18 protein-coding genes are annotated in these 20,625 nt (G+C 61.8%); 7 read left to right on the top strand and 11 right to left on the bottom strand.

Translation table 11 applies throughout. From position 1 onward, the window contains the following. Nucleotides 1-59 precede the first annotated feature (59 nt). Both EET67_RS09415 and EET67_RS09410 read right to left on the bottom strand, forming a co-directional pair. Entirely contained in the window at nt 60-1,541 is a 1,482-nt protein-coding gene (locus EET67_RS09415) for an ABC transporter substrate-binding protein (protein ID WP_128625879.1), read from the bottom strand. A 96-nt stretch (nt 1,542-1,637) separates the two neighbouring features. Beyond that, a complete protein-coding gene (locus tag EET67_RS09410) occupies nt 1,638-2,918 on the bottom strand; it encodes an acetylornithine deacetylase/succinyl-diaminopimelate desuccinylase family protein (RefSeq protein ID WP_128625878.1) in 1,281 nt (426 codons plus the stop codon). A gap of 190 nt (nt 2,919-3,108) precedes the next feature. On the opposite strand from EET67_RS09410, the gene EET67_RS09405 reads away from it, so the two are divergent. Next, a complete protein-coding gene (locus tag EET67_RS09405) occupies nt 3,109-3,531 on the top strand; it encodes a L,D-transpeptidase (RefSeq protein ID WP_128625877.1) in 423 nt (140 codons plus the stop codon). A gap of 50 nt (nt 3,532-3,581) precedes the next feature. On the opposite strand, the gene EET67_RS09400 is transcribed toward EET67_RS09405, so the two are convergent. The 3 genes from EET67_RS09400 to EET67_RS09390 all read right to left on the bottom strand — a co-directional run bounded on the left by EET67_RS09400 (nt 3,582) and on the right by EET67_RS09390 (nt 6,206). Next, the gene (locus tag EET67_RS09400) at nt 3,582-4,082 is read right to left on the bottom strand and encodes a RidA family protein (RefSeq protein ID WP_128625876.1); all 501 of its coding nucleotides are present in this window, start codon (nt 4,080-4,082) and stop codon (nt 3,582-3,584) included. A gap of 61 nt (nt 4,083-4,143) precedes the next feature. Continuing rightward, nucleotides 4,144-4,554 (bottom strand): c-type cytochrome, encoded by a 411-nt coding sequence (locus EET67_RS09395; protein ID WP_128625875.1) that lies wholly within the window; start codon nt 4,552-4,554, stop codon nt 4,144-4,146. 50 nt (nt 4,555-4,604) lie between these two features. Then, a complete protein-coding gene (locus EET67_RS09390; protein WP_245450825.1) occupies nt 4,605-6,206 on the bottom strand; it encodes a flavin monoamine oxidase family protein in 1,602 nt (533 codons plus the stop codon). A 300-nt stretch (nt 6,207-6,506) separates the two neighbouring features. On the opposite strand from EET67_RS09390, the gene EET67_RS09385 reads away from it, so the two are divergent. From EET67_RS09385 to EET67_RS09375, 3 genes are all read left to right on the top strand, one after another. Beyond that, nucleotides 6,507-9,353 (top strand): molybdopterin oxidoreductase family protein, encoded by a 2,847-nt coding sequence (locus EET67_RS09385; protein WP_128625874.1) that lies wholly within the window; start codon nt 6,507-6,509, stop codon nt 9,351-9,353. Between the two features lie 166 nt (nt 9,354-9,519). Next, nucleotides 9,520-10,287, top strand: a complete 768-nt coding sequence (locus EET67_RS09380; RefSeq protein ID WP_128625873.1) for a 4Fe-4S dicluster domain-containing protein — start codon at nt 9,520-9,522, stop codon at nt 10,285-10,287. 3 nt (nt 10,288-10,290) lie between these two features. After that, complete coding sequence (locus EET67_RS09375; protein WP_128625872.1) at nt 10,291-11,214, top strand: dimethyl sulfoxide reductase anchor subunit family protein; 924 nt, start codon at nt 10,291-10,293, stop codon at nt 11,212-11,214. 4 nt (nt 11,215-11,218) lie between these two features. Here the strand turns inward: EET67_RS09375 and EET67_RS09370 are convergent, their stop codons facing one another. The 6 genes from EET67_RS09370 to EET67_RS09345 form a co-directional block, all read right to left on the bottom strand. Then, nucleotides 11,219-12,178 (bottom strand): lipid A biosynthesis lauroyl acyltransferase, encoded by a 960-nt coding sequence (locus EET67_RS09370; RefSeq protein WP_128625871.1) that lies wholly within the window; start codon nt 12,176-12,178, stop codon nt 11,219-11,221. 38 nt (nt 12,179-12,216) lie between these two features. Further along, entirely contained in the window at nt 12,217-13,245 is a 1,029-nt protein-coding gene (locus EET67_RS09365; RefSeq protein WP_128625870.1) for a zinc-binding dehydrogenase, read from the bottom strand. A gap of 41 nt (nt 13,246-13,286) precedes the next feature. Continuing rightward, a complete protein-coding gene (locus tag EET67_RS09360) occupies nt 13,287-14,558 on the bottom strand; it encodes a beta-ketoacyl-ACP synthase (RefSeq protein WP_128625869.1) in 1,272 nt (423 codons plus the stop codon). A gap of 18 nt (nt 14,559-14,576) precedes the next feature. Then, nucleotides 14,577-15,767, bottom strand: coding sequence for a beta-ketoacyl-ACP synthase (locus tag EET67_RS09355; protein ID WP_128625868.1), 1,191 nt, complete (start codon nt 15,765-15,767; stop codon nt 14,577-14,579). A gap of 42 nt (nt 15,768-15,809) precedes the next feature. Further along, complete coding sequence (locus EET67_RS09350; protein WP_128625867.1) at nt 15,810-16,094, bottom strand: acyl carrier protein; 285 nt, start codon at nt 16,092-16,094, stop codon at nt 15,810-15,812. Between the two features lie 111 nt (nt 16,095-16,205). Further along, the gene (locus tag EET67_RS09345; protein WP_128625866.1) at nt 16,206-16,757 is read right to left on the bottom strand and encodes a histidine phosphatase family protein; all 552 of its coding nucleotides are present in this window, start codon (nt 16,755-16,757) and stop codon (nt 16,206-16,208) included. 196 nt (nt 16,758-16,953) lie between these two features. Here EET67_RS09345 and EET67_RS09340 point away from each other — a divergent pair, with 196 nt between their 5' ends. The 3 genes from EET67_RS09340 (at nt 16,954) to EET67_RS09330 (ending at nt 20,625) form a co-directional block, all read left to right on the top strand. Beyond that, on the top strand, nt 16,954-17,904 hold the full coding sequence (locus EET67_RS09340; RefSeq protein WP_128625865.1) for an AEC family transporter: 951 nt from the start codon (nt 16,954-16,956) through the stop codon (nt 17,902-17,904). Between the two features lie 210 nt (nt 17,905-18,114). Next, nucleotides 18,115-19,572 (top strand): NAD-dependent succinate-semialdehyde dehydrogenase, encoded by a 1,458-nt coding sequence (locus EET67_RS09335; protein ID WP_128625864.1) that lies wholly within the window; start codon nt 18,115-18,117, stop codon nt 19,570-19,572. Nucleotides 19,573-19,611: 39 nt separating this feature from the next. After that, nucleotides 19,612-20,625 (top strand): aldose epimerase family protein, encoded by a 1,014-nt coding sequence (locus EET67_RS09330; RefSeq protein WP_128625863.1) that lies wholly within the window; start codon nt 19,612-19,614, stop codon nt 20,623-20,625.

The following is a 20,625-nucleotide window of genomic DNA, read 5'->3' as shown; positions in this document are numbered from 1 at the left end:
GGCAGGGATGCCAAGGGGGGCGGCGTAGGGAAGAAGTGCACGCTTCGCCTCTCAGCCGTTTAATCGGCCCACTTCACCTTGGTCAGGTCATTGGCCTGGATCGGGGAGTTTTCCCACAGGCCTTCGACCTTGGCATCCCAGACACCGATTTTCGGCAATTCGAACAGGAAGCCGACCACCGCATCCTCGGCAAGAATCTTCTGCGCCTGGCCGTAAAGCTCGTTGCGCTTGGCGTCGTCCAGGGTGGCGTTCAGTTCCTCGATGACCTTGTCAAAGGCAGGATTGTCATAGTTGAAGTAATAATCCTTGCGCGAATAGATATCGATGTCGTTCGGCTCGGTGTGCGAGACGATCGACATATCGTAATCCTTTTCGGTGAAGACCTGTTTCAGCCAGTCGGCCCATTCGAGCGGGATGATTTCGGCATCGATGCCGATCTCACGCAGTTCCGAGGCGATGATCTGGCCCCCATCGCGCGCATAGGGCGGGGGCGGCAGCTTCAGCGTCGTCTTGAAACCATTTTCGAGCCCGGCTTCTTTGAGCAGCTCCTTGGCCTTGGCGACGTCATGCGGGTAGGTGCCGGTCAGGTCCACATAGGCCGGGTTGTGCGGGGCGAAATGCGAGCCGATCGGCGTACCGAACCCCGATGAGGCGCCGTCGATGATCGCCTTGCGGTCGAGCACGTGGGAAATCGCCTGCCGTACCTTCAGATTGTCGAAGGGTGGCTTCTTGTTGTTCATCGACAGGATGGTTTCGCCCTCGGTCGAGCCGATCACCACCTTGAAGCGCGGGTCGGTTTCGATCTGCGACAGGGCGTCACCCAGCGGCATGTTGGGGAAGGCCTGGACATCACCGGAGAGCAGGGCAGGGATCGCTGCCGCCGCATCCGGGATGATGCGGAATTCGGCCTTGTCGAGCGCTACCGGATCGCCCCAATAGCCTTCCGCTTTCACCAGCTTGATCGAGGAACCCTTGGCCCAGCTTTCGAATTTGAACGGGCCGGTGCCGATCGGCTTTTCCTTGTTCGTCTCCGCCGTTTCTGGCGCCACTATCACGGCATCGCCCCAACCCATATTGTAGAGGAACGAACCTTGCGGCTGCTTCAGCGTCACGGTCACGGTTGCCGGGTCGGTCGCCTCGACGGTGTCGATGGCTGCAAACAGCGCCTTTTGCGCATTGGTGGAGTTTTCGGCACGCGCACGATCCAGCGAGAATTTCACGTCATCGGCGTTGAAATCTGTGCCGTCATGGAATTTCACGCCGGTCCGCAGCTTGAAGGTGTAGGCCTTGCCGTCATCAGAAACGGTCCAGCTTTCGGCGAGCGCCGGAAGAACCTCGCCCTTCGGGCCGATGCGGGTCAGCCCCTCAAAGACATTGGCATAGAGGATTTCGTCTATCGCTGCGGCGGCCCCTGCGGTCGGGTCGAGATGCGGCGGCTCCAGCACGACGCCAACAACCAGATCTGTTCTGGCGGCCATAGCAGCGCTGCTCGATGTCAGTGCCAGCGCTGCCGCTGCTACCGCGATTTTCCACAGTTTCATGCCGCAAACTCCCATTGCCAAAGCTCCGCGCGGATAGAAGCGTGAATTCGATGCAGAGTAAATCACTTTGTGCGGTGCAGCGCCGGCCACCGGCGGTCAGCGGCCCCGGCCACCGCGCAGCAATATGTCGAGCCCGATTGCCATCACCTTTGCCGACTGCACCATGTCTTCGATGCCGACCCACTCGTCCGGCCGGTGTGCCAGATCGAGTATGCCCGGGCCGTAGGCGATGCAGTCGTAGATATGACCGATGCGGGCGACGTGCTTCTGATCGTAAGTGCCCGGCGAGATGACATATTCGGGCTCGCGGTCGAAGATTTCGCGGATGCCTTGCGCGACGGCTGTTACCACCGGTGCGTCCTTCTCGGTCATGGTCGGCTGTACCTCCATGACATCGCGGATCGAATAGTCGAATTTCGGGCGCTCGCGCTTCAGCCGGTCGAGAATGGAAGTGACCTCGCCTTTCACTTCGTCCAGCTTTTCCTCCAGCAGGAAACGGCGATCGATGGTGAGCCGGCAGGAATCCGGTACGTTGGGCGAGGGCAGACCCGGCTTGAAGTCCTCCGTCTGGCCGCCATGGATCGAATTAATGTTCATGGTCGAGCGCCTTGCGCCTTCCGGCACCACCGGCATTTTGGTCTGCTTGCGGTCGAGCGCCGGGAACAGGTCCTGCTCGAAAGCTTCCAGCACAGCGCCCATGTGGCGCACCGCGCAATCGCCAAGGAACGGCATGGAGCCATGCGCGATCTCGCCCCTGGTTTCGATCTCCGCCCACCACACCCCCCGGTGGCCAAGGCAGATGCGGTCCTTGTTGAGCGGTTCGGGGATGATGACATGGTCCACGCGCGGCTTGGAGAAATAGCCCTTGCCGGCCAGATAGGCCACGCCGCCGAAGCCACCCGACTCCTCGTCCACCGTGCCGGAAATCTCGATAGCGCCGGAAAAATCCGGATAGACGTCCATGAAGGCTTCGGCGGCGATGATGGAAGCGGCCAGCCCGCCCTTCATGTCGCAGGCGCCGCGGCCATAGACCCGGCCATCGCGAACCAGCCCGGCGAATGGATCGACGGTCCAGCCAGAACCTGCCTCGACGACATCGATATGCGAGTTGAAATGCACCGTCTTGCCCGGGCCGCGCCCATCGAAACGGGCGACGACGTTGACGCGCGGATAGCGATCGGTGTCGCCGGGAGTGCCCTCGGCGCGAATGAATTCAATGCCGAAGCTGCGTTTCTTCAGGCGCTCGGCTATGTATTCGGCACAGGGACGATAGGCCTCGCCGGGAGGATTGACCGTCGGGAAGCGGATCAGCTCGGCCGTCAGCGCGACCAGATCGTCGCGGCGTCCGTCGATGGTCGTGAGCAGCTTGTCATACATGCGTGCGATTGATTCCCGTAGTCTCGAACCAGTCTATACCTCGCTCCGGTGAAGTCGAGCCGTGCCGGGTCGCCGATTGCAAATGGCGCAAATCCGGCGATTTTTCGCTCGCAAGTTTACCGGACGTAGAGGTTACCACGCTAGTTTCCCGTCGAAGTAGAAGAGTTCGGGTTGTCAAGGGTATGCGTCAATGTACCGTGCGTTGTTTATCGCGGTATCCCTGATATGGGCCGTGCCGGTGCCGACTTGGGCCGCAAGTCTTGTCGCCAATGTGAATATCTCCACCCAGACCATGACGGTGATGAAGCATGGCCGCATCATCCATCAATGGCGGGTTTCAACGGCGAGGAAGGGCTATGTCACGCCGCGCGGCAGCTGGCGACCGACGCGCATGCACAAGATGTGGTATTCGCGAAAATACGACATGTCGCCTATGCCCTATTCCGTATTTTACCACGGCGGCTATGCCATTCACGGCACCAGTGCCGTCAAGCGTCTTGGCAAGCCGGCCTCGCATGGCTGCGTGCGGCTCGATACCGCCAATGCCAAGCGCTTCTACTCGCTGGTGAAGGAAATCGGCCCGAAAAACACCCGCATCATCGTCTCGAACTGAAAAAGGGGACGAGTCCGAGACGACAGGCTTGGCGATCTGCCGGGTAAGGTTTACGGCCTGATTGCCGTGACCTCGATCTCCACCAGGAAGCCCGGATTGGCAAGGCCCGCGACCTGAAACACCGAGCGGGAGGGCAGGTTGGGCTGGGCTTCGGTGCCGAAGAACTGGGTATAGCCTTCCATGAAGCCGCCAAAATCCATCTTGCCGCCCTTGTCGGGATCGCCGACCAGGAAGACCTGCATCTTGATCACGTCGCCCATTTTGAGGCCGAGCCCGTCGAGCGTCTTCTCGATCGATTTGAACACCGACTCGGTCTGAGCCTTGGTGTCGCCATAGGCGGCGACGCTGTTCTTGTCGGCCTTGTCGTCGGTGACGGAAGGAACGGCGCCGCTGACATAGACGGTAGTCTTGCCGGCCGGGACTTCGACCGCCTGCGCGATCGGGAAATCCGAGCCGGGAATCTTGTGACGAACGATGTCCTGGGCAAATGCGCTACCGGCAAATGTCAGGCCAAGAACAAGCGTGGCGGCACTGATCCGCGTGATATGCATCGGGTGTCTCCTTCTTCATTGGGGGATGTGGCGGCCAAATGAAATGCCGGCCGCCTATGCGTCATCTCGTGTCGGCAACGTCCTGTGCAGTCACTTCGTCCTTGTAGTCATTGCCGAAATTGGTCCGGATATAGTTGACGACGGCGGCGACCTGTTCGTCGCTCATCATCTGGCCGACTGCGGGCATGCCTTTCTGGCCATGCAGAATGACGAAAATAGGATAGCCGGCAGATTCCAGATTCTCGTTCTTGGCAAGCGGCGGATATTTGCCGGCCCCGATCGCGCCCTTGCCCTCTTCCATATGGCAGGCCTGGCAGACATTGGAGTAAAGCGCCTCGCCTGTCTCTTCGGAAAACTTGTCGCCCTGGCTGACGGTCGCTCCCGCCGAATCGGCGAAGGCGGCCGGGGTTCCCAGCGCCGCGAACAAGGCTGCCGCGGCGACAAACTTGAGCGATGTATTTGTCCGGCTCATCGTCATGTTCCTCGCGAAATCGGGGAGAAGGTTCTGGAAACTCATGGCGCTCACCCCTTCAACACGCGCTTATGGAGCCGATCGATCGCATCCAGCGAAGACAGGATCGCTCCCTCCATCCAGGCCGGGATATAGGAGGCGTGCTCGCCGGCAAGGACGATACGGCCGTCGATCTGGCACAGATTGTCGTAATGCTCCTTTCTTGCCTCCTCGGTCCAGTCGCCGGCGCAGCCCAGCGTAAAGGGCGAGCGATGCCAGGCCATGGAGACGCCATTCTCGAACTCGTCCTTGTATTGCGGATGGATCTGGGAGCCATATTCTACCGCCTTGCGGACGCGCTCTTCCGGCGCCATGGAGGTGAGTTCGTAGGAACTGGGCCCACCCCAAGTGTAGCAGCCGAGCAGAACGCCCTTGCCGCCTGCATTGAAGCCGGTACTCGGATAGGAAATCTGCGTGATCGGCAGGTTGGTATAGCTGACACCGCCGAAGATCAGATCATCCTCCTCCCAGAAGCGCCGTTTGAACTGCAGGCCGACCTTGACGGAGGAGACGTAGGGGACCGCGTCGATCGCCGCCTTCATCGGCGCGCCGACATTGATGTCGATCTGGCTGAGGATGCTGAGCGGTATGGTGCAGATGCACCAGTCGGCGCTTGCCTGCTGGGTGGCACCGGGCTTGCTCACGTCTTCATAGGTCACCATTACGCCCTTGTCGTTCTGCTCGATCTTCGTGACCTTGGCATTGAAGGTGATGAGATCTCCGACCTCCTTGGCGAAAGCCTTGCCGATCATGTCGATACCGCCGACCGGCTGGAACATCGTGGTCTGGAACTCGTAGAGGGCGAAATTCGCCAGGTTGCCCCACAGTTGCGATTTCAGGATGTCCGTAAGAGCGATGGGATCGCTCGGCACGGGCTCGGCCCCCAGGCCACCGCCAGGGTCCTTGGCAAAGCCGCGGAATTCCGACGATGTCAGGCCTTTGACATAGGCGTAGTTCTTGTCCAATGCTCCCCAGGAACGGAGCGCTTCAAGCAGCATCTCCTGATCTTCCTTGCCGACATCTCCTTCCAGCTTGCCCTTCTGCGTAACCTTGGCAAGTAACTCAGAGACATGGCCCTGGAAATCGATCTTGATATCGCGCACGCGCTGCGGCTTGCCACCGAAGGCTTCGGTGGAATGCAGGAAAGCGTTATGGTTGAGTTGCTGGAAGGGCTCGAGCGTCACGCCCAGGCGCTTGCAATAATCAAGCAGGCCGTTGTGGTGGTAAGGGATGCGCCAGGGGCCGGGATTGATGTAGAGGCCTTCGTCGAACTCGCATTTTTGCGTGGCACCCCCAAGCTCGGTGTAGGTGTCGCCGCCCCGCAAGGTCCAATTCCGGCCACCGGGACGGCTGTTGTATTCCAGAATCTGCACCTTGTAGCCAGCCTGGCGCAGTTCAAGCGCGGCAACCATGCCGGCCAGCCCGGCGCCCAGGATCAGTACCGAAGCGCCTTTGGGATCTCCCTCCAGCTTGATGCGCCCTTTATAGCCGGACTCAACGGCCAGGCCCAGGCTGGTCATTGCCTGATACATGGCCGCGCTGCCGGCCGTCATCCCGATCAATGTCAATAGCTGGCGCCGGCTGAAGCCGGCAAGCATTTGGTGCCGCTGCATTTTTGAACCCTCCGAATTGCCGCCCTCAACGAGCGTGCCTGCTCGACCGGCTTGTCCATGCCTTCGCCGCCAGTCCAAAAATGAACTATGGTGGTGCCAGGCCAAGTCAACCGCCATGCCTTGAAAAGCCCTACGGCAGGGTCAAAATCCATTGGGTGCGGAAAGCTAAGCGGGCGGTGGAATGGGCATGAATTTGCGTGCCGGCCGCAAAACGCAGTGATTATTTGTCGTTGGAATGCCGCTTTCGGGCATTTCATTTTAGTGATGCGCTCGCTAGGTATCGCTCGAGGAGCAATATCGATGAAATCCGAGCCCCGCGTCGCGTTGCATCGGCCTATCGCCGACGAGGTCCGCAAGACGACCTGCTATATGTGCGCATGCCGTTGCGGCATCAATGTGCACATCAAGGACGGCAAGATCCGCTACATCGAGGGAAATCGCGACCATCCGGTCAACAAGGGCGTGTTGTGTGCCAAGGGCTCTGCCGGCATCATGCAGCACTATGCGCCGGCGCGGCTACGTGCACCGCTGAAGCGGACCGGGCCGCGCGGTTCAGGGCAGTTCAAGGAAATCTCTTGGGAAGAGGCGCTGGAGACCGCCACCGCCTGGCTGGGCGATGTCCGCCATACCGACCCCAAAAAGCTTGCTTTCTTCACCGGGCGCGACCAATCCCAATCGCTGACCGGTTATTGGGCGCAGCAATTCGGCACGCCGAACTATGCTGCCCATGGCGGCTTTTGCTCGGTCAATATGGCGGCCGCCGGCATCATGACGCTGGGCGGCAGTTTCTGGGAATTCGGCGCGCCTGATTGGGACCGCACCAAACTCTTCATCATGTTCGGGGTTGCCGAGGATCATGATTCCAACCCGATCAAGATGGGTATAGCCAAGCTCAAGCAGCGCAGAGCACGTTTCGTTTCGGTCAATCCCGTTCGCACCGGATATTCGGCGGTGGCCGACAACTGGATCGGCATCCGGCCGGGCACCGACGGGCTGTTGATCCTTTCCGTCATCCACGAATTGCTCAAGGCTCGCAAGATCGATGTCGACTATCTGGTGCGCTATTCCAATGCGCCCTGGCTGGTGATCGACGCGCCGGGTACTGCCGATCATGGCCTGTTTGCGCGCGATGCCGCTGGTAAGGAACTGATCTTCGAGACCGTTACCGAGCGGGTGGTGCCAGTGGGCACCAGAGGCGCGCGGCCTGCACTTTCCGGCCGCTTCGAACTTGCGGATGGGCGCTTTGCGGTGCCTTCGTTCCAGTTGCTGGCGCAAAAATATCTCGATCCGAAATATGCGCCGGAGGCGGTTTCTGACGAGACGGGAGTTGCCGCCGATGTGATCCGCGGACTGGCTGCTGAAATCGCCCGTGTCGCCTTCGACGAGGCGATCGTCATCGAGCAGGCGTGGACGGACATGAATGGCGAGCGCCATCAGGCTTTCATCGGAAGGCCGGTTTCATTTCATGCCATGCGCGGTCTTTCGGCCCATTCCAACGGCTTCCAGACGGCGCGGGCGCTGCATCTTCTGCAGGTGCTGATCGGCGCGGTGGATTGCCCCGGCGCCTTCCGCTTCGAGCCGCCTTATCCCAAGCCACTGGGCGCGCACCCTAAGCCGCACGGCAGGGCCGAGCATTTTAGGCCGGACGTGCCCCTTGCGGGCCCGCATCTGGGCTTTCCGCAAGGGCCGGAAGAGCTGCTGATCGAAGCCGACGGCACGCCCAGCCGCATCGACAAGGCGTTTTCATGGGATGCTCCAATCTCGGCCCATGGGCTGATGCATATGGTGATCGCCAACGCCCATGCCCGCGATCCCTATCCGATCGACGTTCTGTTCCTCTACATGGCCAATATGGCGTGGAACTCCTCCATGAACACTGCCGGCACCATGAAGATGCTGGAGGAGAAGGACCCGCAGACCGGCGAATATGTCATCCCGAAGATCATCTATTCTGACGCCTATGCCTCGGAGATGGTCGCCTATGCCGATCTGGTGCTGCCGGACACGACCTATCTGGAACGCCACGACTGTATCTCGCTGCTCGACCGGCCGATCTCCGAGCCCGACGCCGTGCAGGACGCGATCCGCTGGCCGGTGATCGAACCGGACCGCGACGTGTGCGGCTTCCAGAGCGTGCTGATCGATCTGGGGGCGAGACTGAAACTGCCGGGCTTTGCCGACCAGCAGGGCAGGCCACTCTATATGGACTATGCCGATTATATCGTGCGCCATGAGCGCCGACCCGGCATTGGCCTGCTCTCAGGATTCAGGGGTAAAGACGGCAGCGAGACAGGGAGGGGGGAGCCCAATCCCGATCAATTGGCCCGCTATATCGAGAACGGTGCGTTCTTCTCAGCCCATATCCCGCTGGAAGCGCAGTTCATGAAACACGCCAACCGCGCCTATCAGGAGTTTGCGGTGCGCATGGGTTTTTTCGACAAACCGCAGCCGGTCACGTTTCAACTCTACAGCGAGCCGCTTCAGAAATTCCGGCTGTCGGCGCAGGGTTTGCGCCAGCCCTTCGCGCCCGAATCGCATCGCGAGCGCATCCTTGAGGCGTTCGATCCGCTGCCGGATTGGTATCGACCGTTCGAGGAGGCGATAGTCGATCGGGATGCCTATCCTTACCATGCGATCACCCAGCGCCCCGCGGCGATGTATCATAGCTGGGGCTCGATGAATGCGTGGCTGCGTCAGATCCATACGAAAAACCCGCTCTATGTACCGGGGCCGATCTGCGACCGACTCGGCCTTGCCGATGGCGACTGGGTTTGGGTGATTTCGCATCACGGCCGCATCAAGGTCGAGGTGGCGCGGATGGAGGCGGTCAATTCCAGCACCATCTGGACCTGGAATGCGATCGGCAAACGGAAGGGTGCGTGGGCGCTCGATCAGGACGCGCCGGAAGCCGGAAAAGGCTTTCTGATGAATCACTTGATCCACGAACTTCTACCGCCGAAAGGCGACGGGATGCGCTGGTCGAACTCCGATCCGGTGACGGGGCAGGCGGCGTGGTACGACCTTCGCGTGCGTATCGAAAAGGCCGAGCCGGCGACGGCCAGCGAGCCGCAGTTCCCGGCCATCGCGCAGCCGGAGCCAGAGCCGCGCCCGGCAGAGCTGCGCTACGGGCAGGAGTGGTCACAATGAAAGTGAATTTTTCCTTTTGTCGACCCCCACCCCTTACCCCTCCCCACAAGGGGGAGGGGAGACATCGACGTCGGCATCCTTTCCGAAATGCTGGTGCGATCGGCGATTGGGGTGCAGGATTCCCCTCCCCCTTGTGGGGAGGGGTAAGGGGTGGGGGGGCTCGCCTATGACCTCTTTGCCTTCTCTCCCCACACCCAAAAAACTCGGCCTCGTGATCGATCTCGACGTCTGCGTCGGCTGCCATGCCTGCGTGGTCAACTGTAAGGAGTGGAACACCGGCGGTTATGGCTCCGCGCTATCGGATCAGGATCCTTACGGCGCGGATGTCTCAGGTGCCTGGCTGAACCGGGTGCATACGTTCGAAGTGGTGCCTGATGGGGGTGAGGTTGTCGGCGAGGCCGGGGAGGCGCGTATCGTGCATTTCCCGAAATCCTGCCTGCACTGCGAGGATGCGCCCTGCGTGACCGTTTGCCCGACCGGGGCATCCTACAAGCGCGCTGAGGACGGCATCGTGCTGGTGGACGAGGAAAAATGCATCGGCTGCGGCCTGTGCGCTTGGTCATGCCCCTATGGCGCGCGCGAGATGGATCTGGCGGCCGGCGTGATGAAGAAATGCACGCTCTGCATCGACCGCATCTACAACGAGACCTTCGAGGAAGCCGACCGGCAGCCTGCCTGCGTGCGCACCTGCCCGGCCAATGCCCGCCATTTCGGCGATCTGGCCGATCCGCATTCGGCGGTGTCCATCATGGTTGCCGAGCGGGGCGGCATGGACCTGATGCCGGAACAGGGCACGCGCCCGGTCAACAAATATCTGCCGCCGCGCAAGCGCAAGCCTCTTGCCGACAGTGCGCAATCCCTGCCGTCCGCCGAGAATACCGACGAGGCGAAGGGCTTTTTTGCCTGGCTTGACGGCATGCTGGACCGGATCTGATCCATGCATCCGGCCTTTTCGATCATCATTTTCACGACCTTGTCCGGCTTGGGCTATGGGCTGGCGGCCGTGCTTGGCCTGGGCCTGCTCGACCCTGCCGCACTGGCAACAAAACTGGCCCATGTGCTGGCGCTGCTGCTGGTCGCTAGCGGGTTGCTGTCCTCGACGCTGCATCTCGGCAACAAGCAGCGGGCGTGGCGGGCGCTGTCGCAGTGGCGGTCGAGCTGGCTTTCGCGCGAAGGCGTGATGGCGATCGTCGCCTTCGTGCCGCTCGCCTGGTCGGCATGGCTGGCGGTGGTCGAAAGCCGCTATTCTCCGCTTCCCGGATTGATCGGCACCGCGCTTTGCCTGGTCACGGTCTATTGCACGGCGATGATCTACGCCTCGCTGAAGGCGGTGCAGGCCTGGCACACAAGGCTGACGCCGCTTTGTTATCTTTTGTTTGCCGGGGCGGGCGGGTTCACGCTTGCCAGCTTCTTTGCCTTTGCCGCGCAAGATCGCACGGTCATCATTCCACTGCTGGCGATATTTTTCATTCTAGCAGCATGGAGTGCAAAAAGCCGCTGGCGCGCGCGCATGCAGGCGATGGTTCCGCTCTCCACGCCCGAAAGCGCCACTGGGCTCGGCCATATCGGTCGTGTGCGCCTGCTGGAACGACCGCATGTCACCGAAAACTACCTGACCCATGAGATGGGCTTCCGGATCGCCCGTAAGCATGCGGAGAAGCTTTGGCGCCTGGCCGTGCTGGCAGGTGGCATTGTTCCCGCCATTCTGCTGGCCCTTCTTGTGCTTGCCGGCGCGAGCGGCACATTCGCGGCATTGGTCGCGGTGGTGGCGGTGCTTTTTCACTATGCCGGAATGTTCATCGAGCGCTGGCTGTTCTTCGCCGAGGCGCGTCATGCGGTGATGAACTATTATGGCGGATGAAGGCTCAGGCGGCTGATGGCCGCTTCTTCGGGCGGCGTGAGCCCGAAAGCGCCCAGCGCTTGTGGAACCACATCCATTGGCCGGGGTCTTCGCGCACCCAGCGCTCGACGACGTCGTTGAGGAGTTGCGCCATTTGCAGCGGATCGACGACCCCTTCTGCAGTGCGCGGCAGATCCAGTTTTTCCTCAATTTCCAGCCGGAAGCGGTTTCCGGGCAGGCGGATGCAGCGCGCGGGATAGACGTCGCAGTCATATTGCCGTGCCAGCTTCGGCAAGAGCGGGCTGCTTTCGCATGGCCTGCCGAAGAAGGTCGTCTTGAGCCCGTGCATGAATTTCTGATCGACCAGCGCGCCGATGGTGCCGTTGTTTTCAAGAATGCGAGCGAGCGCGAAGGAAGCGCCCTTGCGCGATGCGAGCAGGCCGCCCATCGTCGCCCGGCGCGTCGAAAGAATGTAGTCGGCGATGTAAGGGTTGTTGGGCGGACGAAACAGCGCCGTCACCTTCATGCCATAGGTCGCGCCAGCGATCGGCAGCAGTTCGAAATTGCCCAGATGGGCGGTGAAGAGGATGTGCGGCCGGTCATCTTCGCCAGCAATGCGCTCGAATAATTCTATACCCGAGACTTCGATGCGGCCCGGTGTCTGCGCGGCAGGGTTATAGTCGAACAGCGTATCGAGGAAGATATATTCGGCCGCCAGCCGGGCCATGTTGCCCCACATGTCGAGCGCGATGGCCTGGATTTCCTGCTCGCTTTTTTCAGGATAGGCACGGCGAAGATTGTCGAGAGCCACGCGGTGGCGACCCACCAGAGGGCCGACTCGCCGTCCCATCCGGTCGGCGAACTCCAGCGCCTTGTCGGTCGGAAGCCGGCGCAGGAGGCTCAGCACGGCCTTGGCGAATTGCGCCGTCAGCCAATAATTTGCCTGTTTCAGGCCTTGCGAGAGGCGATAGAGAAAGAACTTCACGGTCGCTATCGGGAAGCTTGCGGCATCGGCTGTAATCCTCAGCCGACGCGCAGGATGATCTTGCCGAACACGTCGCGGCCTTCCATGCGCTTGAGCGCCGTGTCGATGGAGGCGAAATCGACTTCAGTGTCGATGACCGGCGCGACCAGCCCTGCCGCCATCTTCTGCATGGCGTTGGCCATGTTCTCCATGCTGCAGCCGAAGGATCCGAGCAGCTTCAGCTGTTGCTGGAACAGCATCATCAGGTTGACTTCCGTCGAGACGCCCGAGGTGGAGCCGCAGGTGACGAGACGGCCGCCGCGCTTCAGGCTGAACATCGATCCGGCCCAGGTATCCTTGCCGACATGTTCGAACACCACGTCGACGCCCTTCTTCTTCGTCAGCTTGCGCACAACGCCTTCGAAGCGATCTTCGCGGTAGTTGATGACATGATCGGCACCGAGTGCCTTCGCCTTCTCGACCTTGTCGTTGGAGCCGACAGTGGTGATGACGGTGCAGCCCATGCGCTTGGCAAGCTGGATCGCGGCTGAGCCGATGCCCGAGCCGCCGGCATGGATAAGAATTGTTTCACCGGGCTCCAGCCTGGCATTGTCGAACAGCATGTGCTCGACGGTTCCGAAAGTCACGGGTGCAACAGCGGCGCCGACGGCATCGAGGCCGGGCGGGGCAGGCACCAGAAGCCGGGCCGGCAGGTTGATCTTTTCCTGGGCGAAGCCATCGAGATGAAAGCCGTGAACGCCCGACACATGCTCGCAAAGATTGTCGCGGCCTTCGCGGCAGGGCCGGCAGAGCCCGCAGGTGCGAGCGCCGTAGATCGAGACAAGCTGACCGGGGGAGAGATTGGATACGCCGGGCCCGACCGCCTCCACCTCGCCGGAAGCTTCCGCGCCGATGACCAGCGGAAGCTTGCGCTTGGCAAAGGCCATGCCGCGCCAACCCCAGACATCGATATGGTTGAGGGCTACGGCCTTGATGCGCAGCGTCACCTCGCCAAGCGCCGGGGCAGGCGGTGGAGCGATATCAACCGCCTCGAGCTTGCGGTCCTCGACGAGTTGCAATGCGCGCATCGGCGGACTCTTCCTTCCAACAAACCTTCGGAAGGGGTCGCTTAGACCGGTTCACGCGCCATGACAAGGCAGGTGTTCTGGCCGCCGAAGCCGAAGGAATTCGACAGCACGGTCGAGACATCGGCCTCGCGCTTCCTGTGCGGCACGACGTCCAGCTCAATCGCCGGGTCGGGATTGTCGTAATTGATCGTCGGCGGGATGACGCCTTGGCGCATGGTCATCAGCGAAAAGGCCGCCTCGATGGCGCCAGCGGCTGACAGCGTGTGGCCGATCATCGACTTGTTGGAAGAAACCGGCATGGAGCGTATATGCTCGCCGAACACCGTCGACAGCGACAGATGTTCCATCTTGTCGTTTTCCGGTGTCGAGGTGCCATGCGCATTGACATAGCCGATACCGTCTTTGCCAAGGCCCGCATCGGCAAGGGCTGCCTTCACAGCGCCGATTGCCGGCGAACCGTCCGGCTTGGAGCGGGTGCGATGGAAATCGTCGGCCTTTTCGCCGCAGCCGCGCATTATGCCGAGAATGGTGGCGCCGCGCGCCAATGCCGCTTCGAGCGACTCCAGCACCAAAGCGGCCGATCCTTCGGCAAGGACGAAGCCGTCGCGATCCTTTGAGAACGGCTTTGATGCCTTTTCCGGCGTGTCGTTCTGGGTGGATAGAGCCGACAGCAGCGAGAAGCGGATGAGCGCCTCGGCTGTGGCCGAACCGTCGGCGCCGATCGACAGCGCCCGGTCGCACTCGCCGCGGCGGATCGCCTCGACGCCGAGCTGGATGGCGGTCGCGCCCGATGCGCAGGCAGTCGAAAGTGTAATCGGCAGGCCGCGTGTGCCGAATTCATCGGCTAGCCTTGCGGCGATCGACCCGAATTGCGACGTCTCGAAGATATCGAGCGTCTGCAGATTGCGGGCTACCGCCAGCAGCCGGTCGGAGGCGCTTCCTTCCTTGCTGGCATTGTAGAGCGAGAAGCGCTCGCGCCAGTCGAGTTCCACCGGGGGCGAGGCAAGAAACAGCGGCCCGCCGAACTCATCGGTGTCGAAACCGGATTCGGCGATCGCCTCGCGACCGGCCTTTTCGGCCAGTTCGAAGGTCAGGGCGCTGGCGCCCTTGTCGCTGGACGCCAGAAAATCGACCGTGCCGGCAATGCGCGTGTTGAGGTGATCGACCGGGAACCGGGTGATCGGATGGATGCCGGAGCGGCCCGAGGTCAGCGCCGTCCAGTTGTCCGTCTTGCCGACGCCCAGCGAAGTGACGACGCCGATCCCGGTAACCGCGACAAGCGGCCTGCCGAGATGGTCGTGATAATGTGCCATGTCTTTATCCCGGCAGGTTCAATCGGAGGCGCTGACCAGCGCCATGCCTTCGAAATAGTGATAGCCGACCGCCGTTGCCAACACCGAATGCGGAATTCCCTCATAGCGCTTTTCGGCCTGGGCATCGAATGCGGGATAGCCGGCCTTGCGATCCACCGCCAATGCGGCGAGCGCGACGGCGAATGGAAATTGCGCTTCCTTCATATGGCCGGTCAGCGTGGCAAAGCCGCGCGCCGCGATATTCCCGTACTGCGCCAGTGCCGATCCTTCGGCAGCGGTTGCGGCATGCGCGCCCGATGCCCCGGAGAGCGCCAGAAGCGGCCCATCGGGCAGGGAGGTCTTGTCCAAGAGGCCGCCGATCGCCGTGGCGAGATCTTCCTTTGAACGTCTGGCGCGGCCGGAAATCACCGGGCCAAGCTGGGCATAGATGTGGCGGCCGCGCGCCTTCGCATGCTCGCGCGATTCCAGCACCAGGAAGGCTGCGCCCGAACCGCTGACTACGCCGCCGCCTTCCGCGCCGTCGCGCTGCCAGACCGGTTTCCACGGACCCCTATGCAGATAGCCGCCGAGTTCGTAGCCGAGCAGCATATCCGGATGTTCAGTCTGGAAGGCGCCTCCGACCAGCATATGGGTCGATTGACCCGAACGGATACGGGCAGCCGCAGTCTCCACGGCCGAGACACCGGCACCTTCCTCGCCCATGAAGGTGCGCGAGGAACCCGTCACCTTGTGCACGATCGAGATATTGCCGGCGAGCAGGTTGGAAAGTTGCGCCAAAAACAGCGTCGGCCGCAATTCCGTGGTCAGCTTTTCGTTGAGCAGGACCTCGCGATCGTTGCGGGTCTCGGAAGCGGCAAGAATGGCATCGTCGACGGTGCCGTCGCGCTCGCCGCCGCCGGCTGCCACCACCATGTCCATGGTCGCGCAAAGGCCTTCGTCACCCTTGATACCGGCGTCATCCAGCGCAAGGCCGGCCGTATAGGTGCCGAGCCGCTGCCAGGTCTCCATCTGGCGCTGGTCGCCGCGCTTGGCGATCTGCAGGCTCCAGTCGATTTCCGGCAAAGGATGGACCGTGTAGGGCGGATAGCGCGTCGCATCCACGGTGGGAGCGGCATCGGCAGCGGTCAGTTTGTGCCAATGCGCATCAGTGCCTTCGCCCAAGGACGAAACAAGGCCGATGCCGGTGATGACGACGTCGTGGGCGCTCATGGGCAGTTGTTGTCTGTCAGGCAGCCTGCTCCCGTCAAGGGGTCAGGCGGCAGCCTTGGCGGCGACGAGGCCGTCGATCTTGGTGCAGAGATTCTTCATCAGGAAGTAATCGTCGGTCGAGGCCTTGCCGTCATTTACGTCCTGCGTCCACTTTTCCAGCGGCACCTTGATGCCGAATTCCTTGTCGATCGCAAACACGATGTCGAGGAAATCAAGGCTGTCGATGCCCAGATCGTCGATGGTGTGGCTTTCCGGGGTGATGGTATCGATATCGATCTCGCTCGTGTCGGCGATGATCTTGGCAACTTTTTCGAATGTCGTTGACACGGTTCTTCCTTCAAATCGGGGCGGGTCTCGCCCGCGCTGTTGTTCGGCTCTCTAATCGGTTTTTCCCGGCAGGAAAAGGCCCAATCGGCCCGCGAAGCATGGGCGGTCGGTCTAATTGAACACAATACGGCCGAGAATATGAAGGCCTTCGCCTTCGGGACGCACGATCAACGCTTCGCCTTCACGCGCGGTGCTGCCGGTCAGTGCGACGATATTTTCCAGATGCGTCACCAGAACGAAGTTGCCCGAGCCGCTATAGGCGCGGATCTCCTTCATCACGGCGTCGTTCTGCGCTTTTGCGGCTTCCTTGTCGTCGGACAGGCGATCGAGCGGCGCAAACGGCTCCACGATCCGGTCGCCGAAAACGATACGCGCCGTATCGAGGCTGTTGCAGTAGCGGCTCGACAAGACCCGCTCCGTGAAGTCGGAACGGGCGAGGAAAAGCGCGCCCATCTTGCGCGCCTGCTGCCGGCCTCGATCCGTCAGGTTGCGCTGGGTGGAGCATTTCTCGATGTCGAAATTGGCCGGCTCTCCGCTGCCGGGCGTTATCGCGTGGCGCAGCAGCACGACATGGCCGCCGTCGCGCAGAAGTGCCCAGCCGGCTTCCGTAGCCTGGGCCGGCAAGAGGCCGAGGAACACGAAAATCAAGGCGAATCGAAGCATTGTCCATCCTTGCATGATTTCGCTGATATAGGGATGCAAGCTGCTGGTCAAAGACAAGGCACCGGGAGGCGCATCGGCACGACTTGCCGGGATGACACCGTAGCGGAAGCTCGATGCCCAATTCTTTCTGTAAATTCATTCCGTTAGCAAGACTGCGCCGCTTGCGCGGCCTCGCGCACACGCTTATCACCGTGCGATGTCTTCGCTTGCGGGAACGGTTCTCTTCATCTTCGGGCTGGTCGCGCTTGGCTACGGCGCCGGCCTGAGCGGCTATTTGAAGGCGGAAGCCGGCGCGGCGCTGTCGCAATTCGCGGTTGGGGTTGCACTTCCCGTATTATTGTTTCGCACCATGGTCGGTGCCGATTTCCACGGTGCAGCGCCCTGGGCGCTATGGGCGACCTATTTCACCGCCGTGGCTGTGACCTGGAGTTGCGGTCACCTCGTCACGACGCGGGTCTTTGGACGCGACCCGCAAACCGGGGTGGTCGGCGGCGTGGCGAGCGCCTTCTCCAATCTCGTGCTGCTCGGCATTCCCTTCATGCTGGGGGTGTTTGGCGAGCAGGGCTTCGAGGTGCTGTCGCTGATCGTATCCGTCCATCTGCCGATCATGCTTGCGTCCTCTATCGTCATGTTCGAGATTTTCGGCAAGCATGGCGACGGCTCACCACGGCTGCAGCAGGTTGTCGGCATGTTCCTGGGCAGGCTGTTCAAGAATCCGCTCATCATCGGCATATTGGCCGGGCTTGTCTGGCGTCTCACCGGGGCGCCGCTGCCCGATCTGCTTAGCCGGCTGGTCGATGCGCTGGCCGATGTCGCCGGCCCGGTCGCGCTATTTGCGATAGGGGTGGAACTGGTCGGTTTCGGCCTGTCGGGCAATATGCGGCCTGCATTTGCGCTCTCGGCAATGAAGCTGCTGCTGATGCCTGCCGTGGCGCTGGGTGCGGCATGGCTTTTTGGCCTGCCGCCGCTTTCGGCCAAGGTTGCCGTCGCGGCCGCGGCATTGCCCTCCGGGGTAAACTCCTACCTCATTGCCACCCAGTTCGGCACTGGTGAGGCGCTTGCCTCCAACCAGCTGACCATAGCTACGGCCTGTGCCGTGGTGACGACCGCGTTCTGGCTGACGGTTGCGCAGACGGTGTTCGGTTAACGCCGTACCTATATAAAACCGTGAAGATTCTGTCTGGACCATGGGGGCGGCGCGCGCAGGGCGATTGATCGTGTGCCTTCCGGTGGGTAAAGAGGTGGCGCGGTCGCAAGCAGGGCCATATATTTTCTATTGATAGGCGAAAAGACAGCCGTTTCATTCCGTAAAGAGTTCCAGGAAAACCAGCGTACGGCGCTGGGGGAAGGCAAGACGATGCTCCAGAAGACCAGTCATTTCATGCGCGAGGCCAATCTGATCGACGGCGCGTGGGTGCAGGCCGACAGCGGCAAGACGATCGACGTGATCAACCCGGCGACCGGCTTGAGGCTCGGCACGGTGCCGCGCGCGGGCGGGGCCGAGACCCGGCGGGCGATCGAGGCCGCCCATACAGCCTTCCAGAGCTTCCGCAAGACCTCGGCGCTGGAGCGCTCGAAGCTTTTGCGCAAGCTGCACGACGCCATCATGGACAACCAGGACGCGCTGGCCGAGCTTTTGACGCTCGAGCAGGGCAAGTCGCTGACCGAATCGAAGGGCGAGATTGCCTCGTCGGCCGCCTATGTGCTGTGGTTTGCCGAGGAGGCGCGCCGCGCCTATGGCGATGTGGTGCCCTCGCCCTGGGCCGACCGCCGCGTCCTGGTGACGCGCGAGCCGGTGGGCGTGATCGCCGCCATCACGCCGTGGAACTTCCCCTCCTCGATGCTGTCGCGCAAGATCGGCCCGGCAATTGCGGCGGGCTGCACGGCGGTGGTCAAGCCGGCCTCGCAGACGCCCTATTCGGGCCTCGCCTGGGGGGCGCTGTGCGAGGAGGTCGGCATGCCGAAGGGGGTGGTCAACATCGTCACCGGGTCGGCCGGCGAGATCGGCGACGAGATCTGCGCCAACCCGCTGGTCAAGAAGATCACCTTCACCGGCTCGACCGAGGTCGGCAAGCTGCTGATCGAGAAGTCGGCGTCCACGGTCAAGAAGGTGTCGATGGAGCTCGGCGGCAACGCGCCGTTCCTGGTGTTCGACGATGCCGATCTCGACCGGGCGGTGGAAGGGGCGATCGCCGCCAAATACCGCAATTCGGGCCAGACCTGCGTGTGCACCAACCGCTTCTTCGTGCAGGCGGGCATCCATGACGCCTTCGTCGACAAGCTGGCGGCGGCGGCCAAAAAGCTCAAGGTCGGCCCGGGCGTGGAGGACGGCGTGCAGCAGGGGCCGCTGATCGACGTCAAGGCGGTGGAGAAGGTCGAGGAGTTCATCGCGGACGCGGTTGCCAAGGGCGGCAAGGTGGTGTCGGGCGGCAAGCGCCATGAACTCGGCGGTTCCTTCTTCGAGCCGACGGTGATTGCCGGCGCGACCACCGGCATGAAGTTCATGACCGAGGAGATCTTCGGGCCGCTGGCGCCGGTGTTCAAGTTCGACAAGGAGGAGGAGGCGGTGGCGCTTGCCAACGACACCGAATTCGGGCTGGCCTGCTATTTCTACACCGGCGACCTCGGCCGCGCCTTCCGGGTCATGGAGGGGCTGAAATACGGCATGGTCGGCGTCAATGAGGGCATCATCACCACGCCCGAGGCGCCGTTCGGCGGGGTCAAGGAATCCGGCCTCGGTCGCGAGGGCGGCCATCAGGGCATCGACGACTATCTCGACACCAAATATGTCTGCATCGGCGGGCTGGGGCTCTGACCTCAGGGCATAGTCGTCAGCGCTAAGGGAAGGCCGGAGATGGCAGATGAGATCTTCGGCTCTTTCCATGGACAGGACGTCCGGCGGTTTACCCTGACCGCCGGCGGTCTTTCGGCAAATATCCTGAACTGGGGCGGTGTGGTGCAGGATTTGCGCCTGCATGGCCACGAGGCACTGCTGGTCCTGGGCTTCGAACATTGCGAGGCCTATTTTTCCGATGCCGCTTATTTCGGCGCCATTGTCGGCCGCAATGCCAATCGCATTCGTGACGGGCGTTTCCGCATTGGTAGCAAGGAATACCAGGTCGATCCGGATCATCCCGAAATGCACGGCCTGCATGGCGGCTCGGGCGGATTTTCTCGCCGGCTTTGGCAGGTTGCCGATCATGGCGCGGATTTCCTCACGCTCGCCTTGCGCGATCCCGATGGAACCATGGGCTTTCCGGGCACGCTCGATGTGCAAGGCACCTACAGGCTGCGGGCACCCGCCACATTATCGCTGGAACTGACGGCCGTTTGTGATGCGCCGACGCTGTGCAATCTGGCGCATCATTCCTATTTCAATCTCGACGATGGCGGCAGCGGCGATATTCTCGATCACCGATTGATGATTGCCGCCGATGCCTATCTGCTGGTTGATGAAGCGCTTATCCCCACGGGCGTCGTTCAGCCGGTTGAGGGGACGCCTCTCGATTTCCGGCAGGCACGCAAGCTGCGCATGATCGCCGATGGAAGGCAAATTCCCTATGACCACAATTTCTGTCTTGCTGCCGGGCGAGGGGAATTGCGACAGGCGGCCTGGGTTCGGGGCGCAACGTCCGGCGTGGAAATGGAAGTCTGGACTACCGAGCCGGGCCTTCAACTCTATACAGGCCAGCATGTAGCGCCGGATTCGGTGGGACTGGAAGACCGCAGATACCGCGCCTTCGCCGGCCTCTGTCTCGAGCCTCAGGTCTGGCCGGATTCTCCAAATCAGCCCCATTTTCCGCAGGCGACCCTTCGGCCGGGCGAAATCTATCGCCAGATCACCGAATATCGATTTCGCCTGACCTGA

It is taken from the genome of Borborobacter arsenicus, from assembly GCF_003934165.1.
Classification (GTDB): domain Bacteria; phylum Pseudomonadota; class Alphaproteobacteria; order Rhizobiales; family Rhizobiaceae; genus Pseudaminobacter; species Pseudaminobacter arsenicus.
Note: the sequence above shows the minus strand (reverse complement) of the source record. Positions and strands in the feature narration are given on the sequence as shown.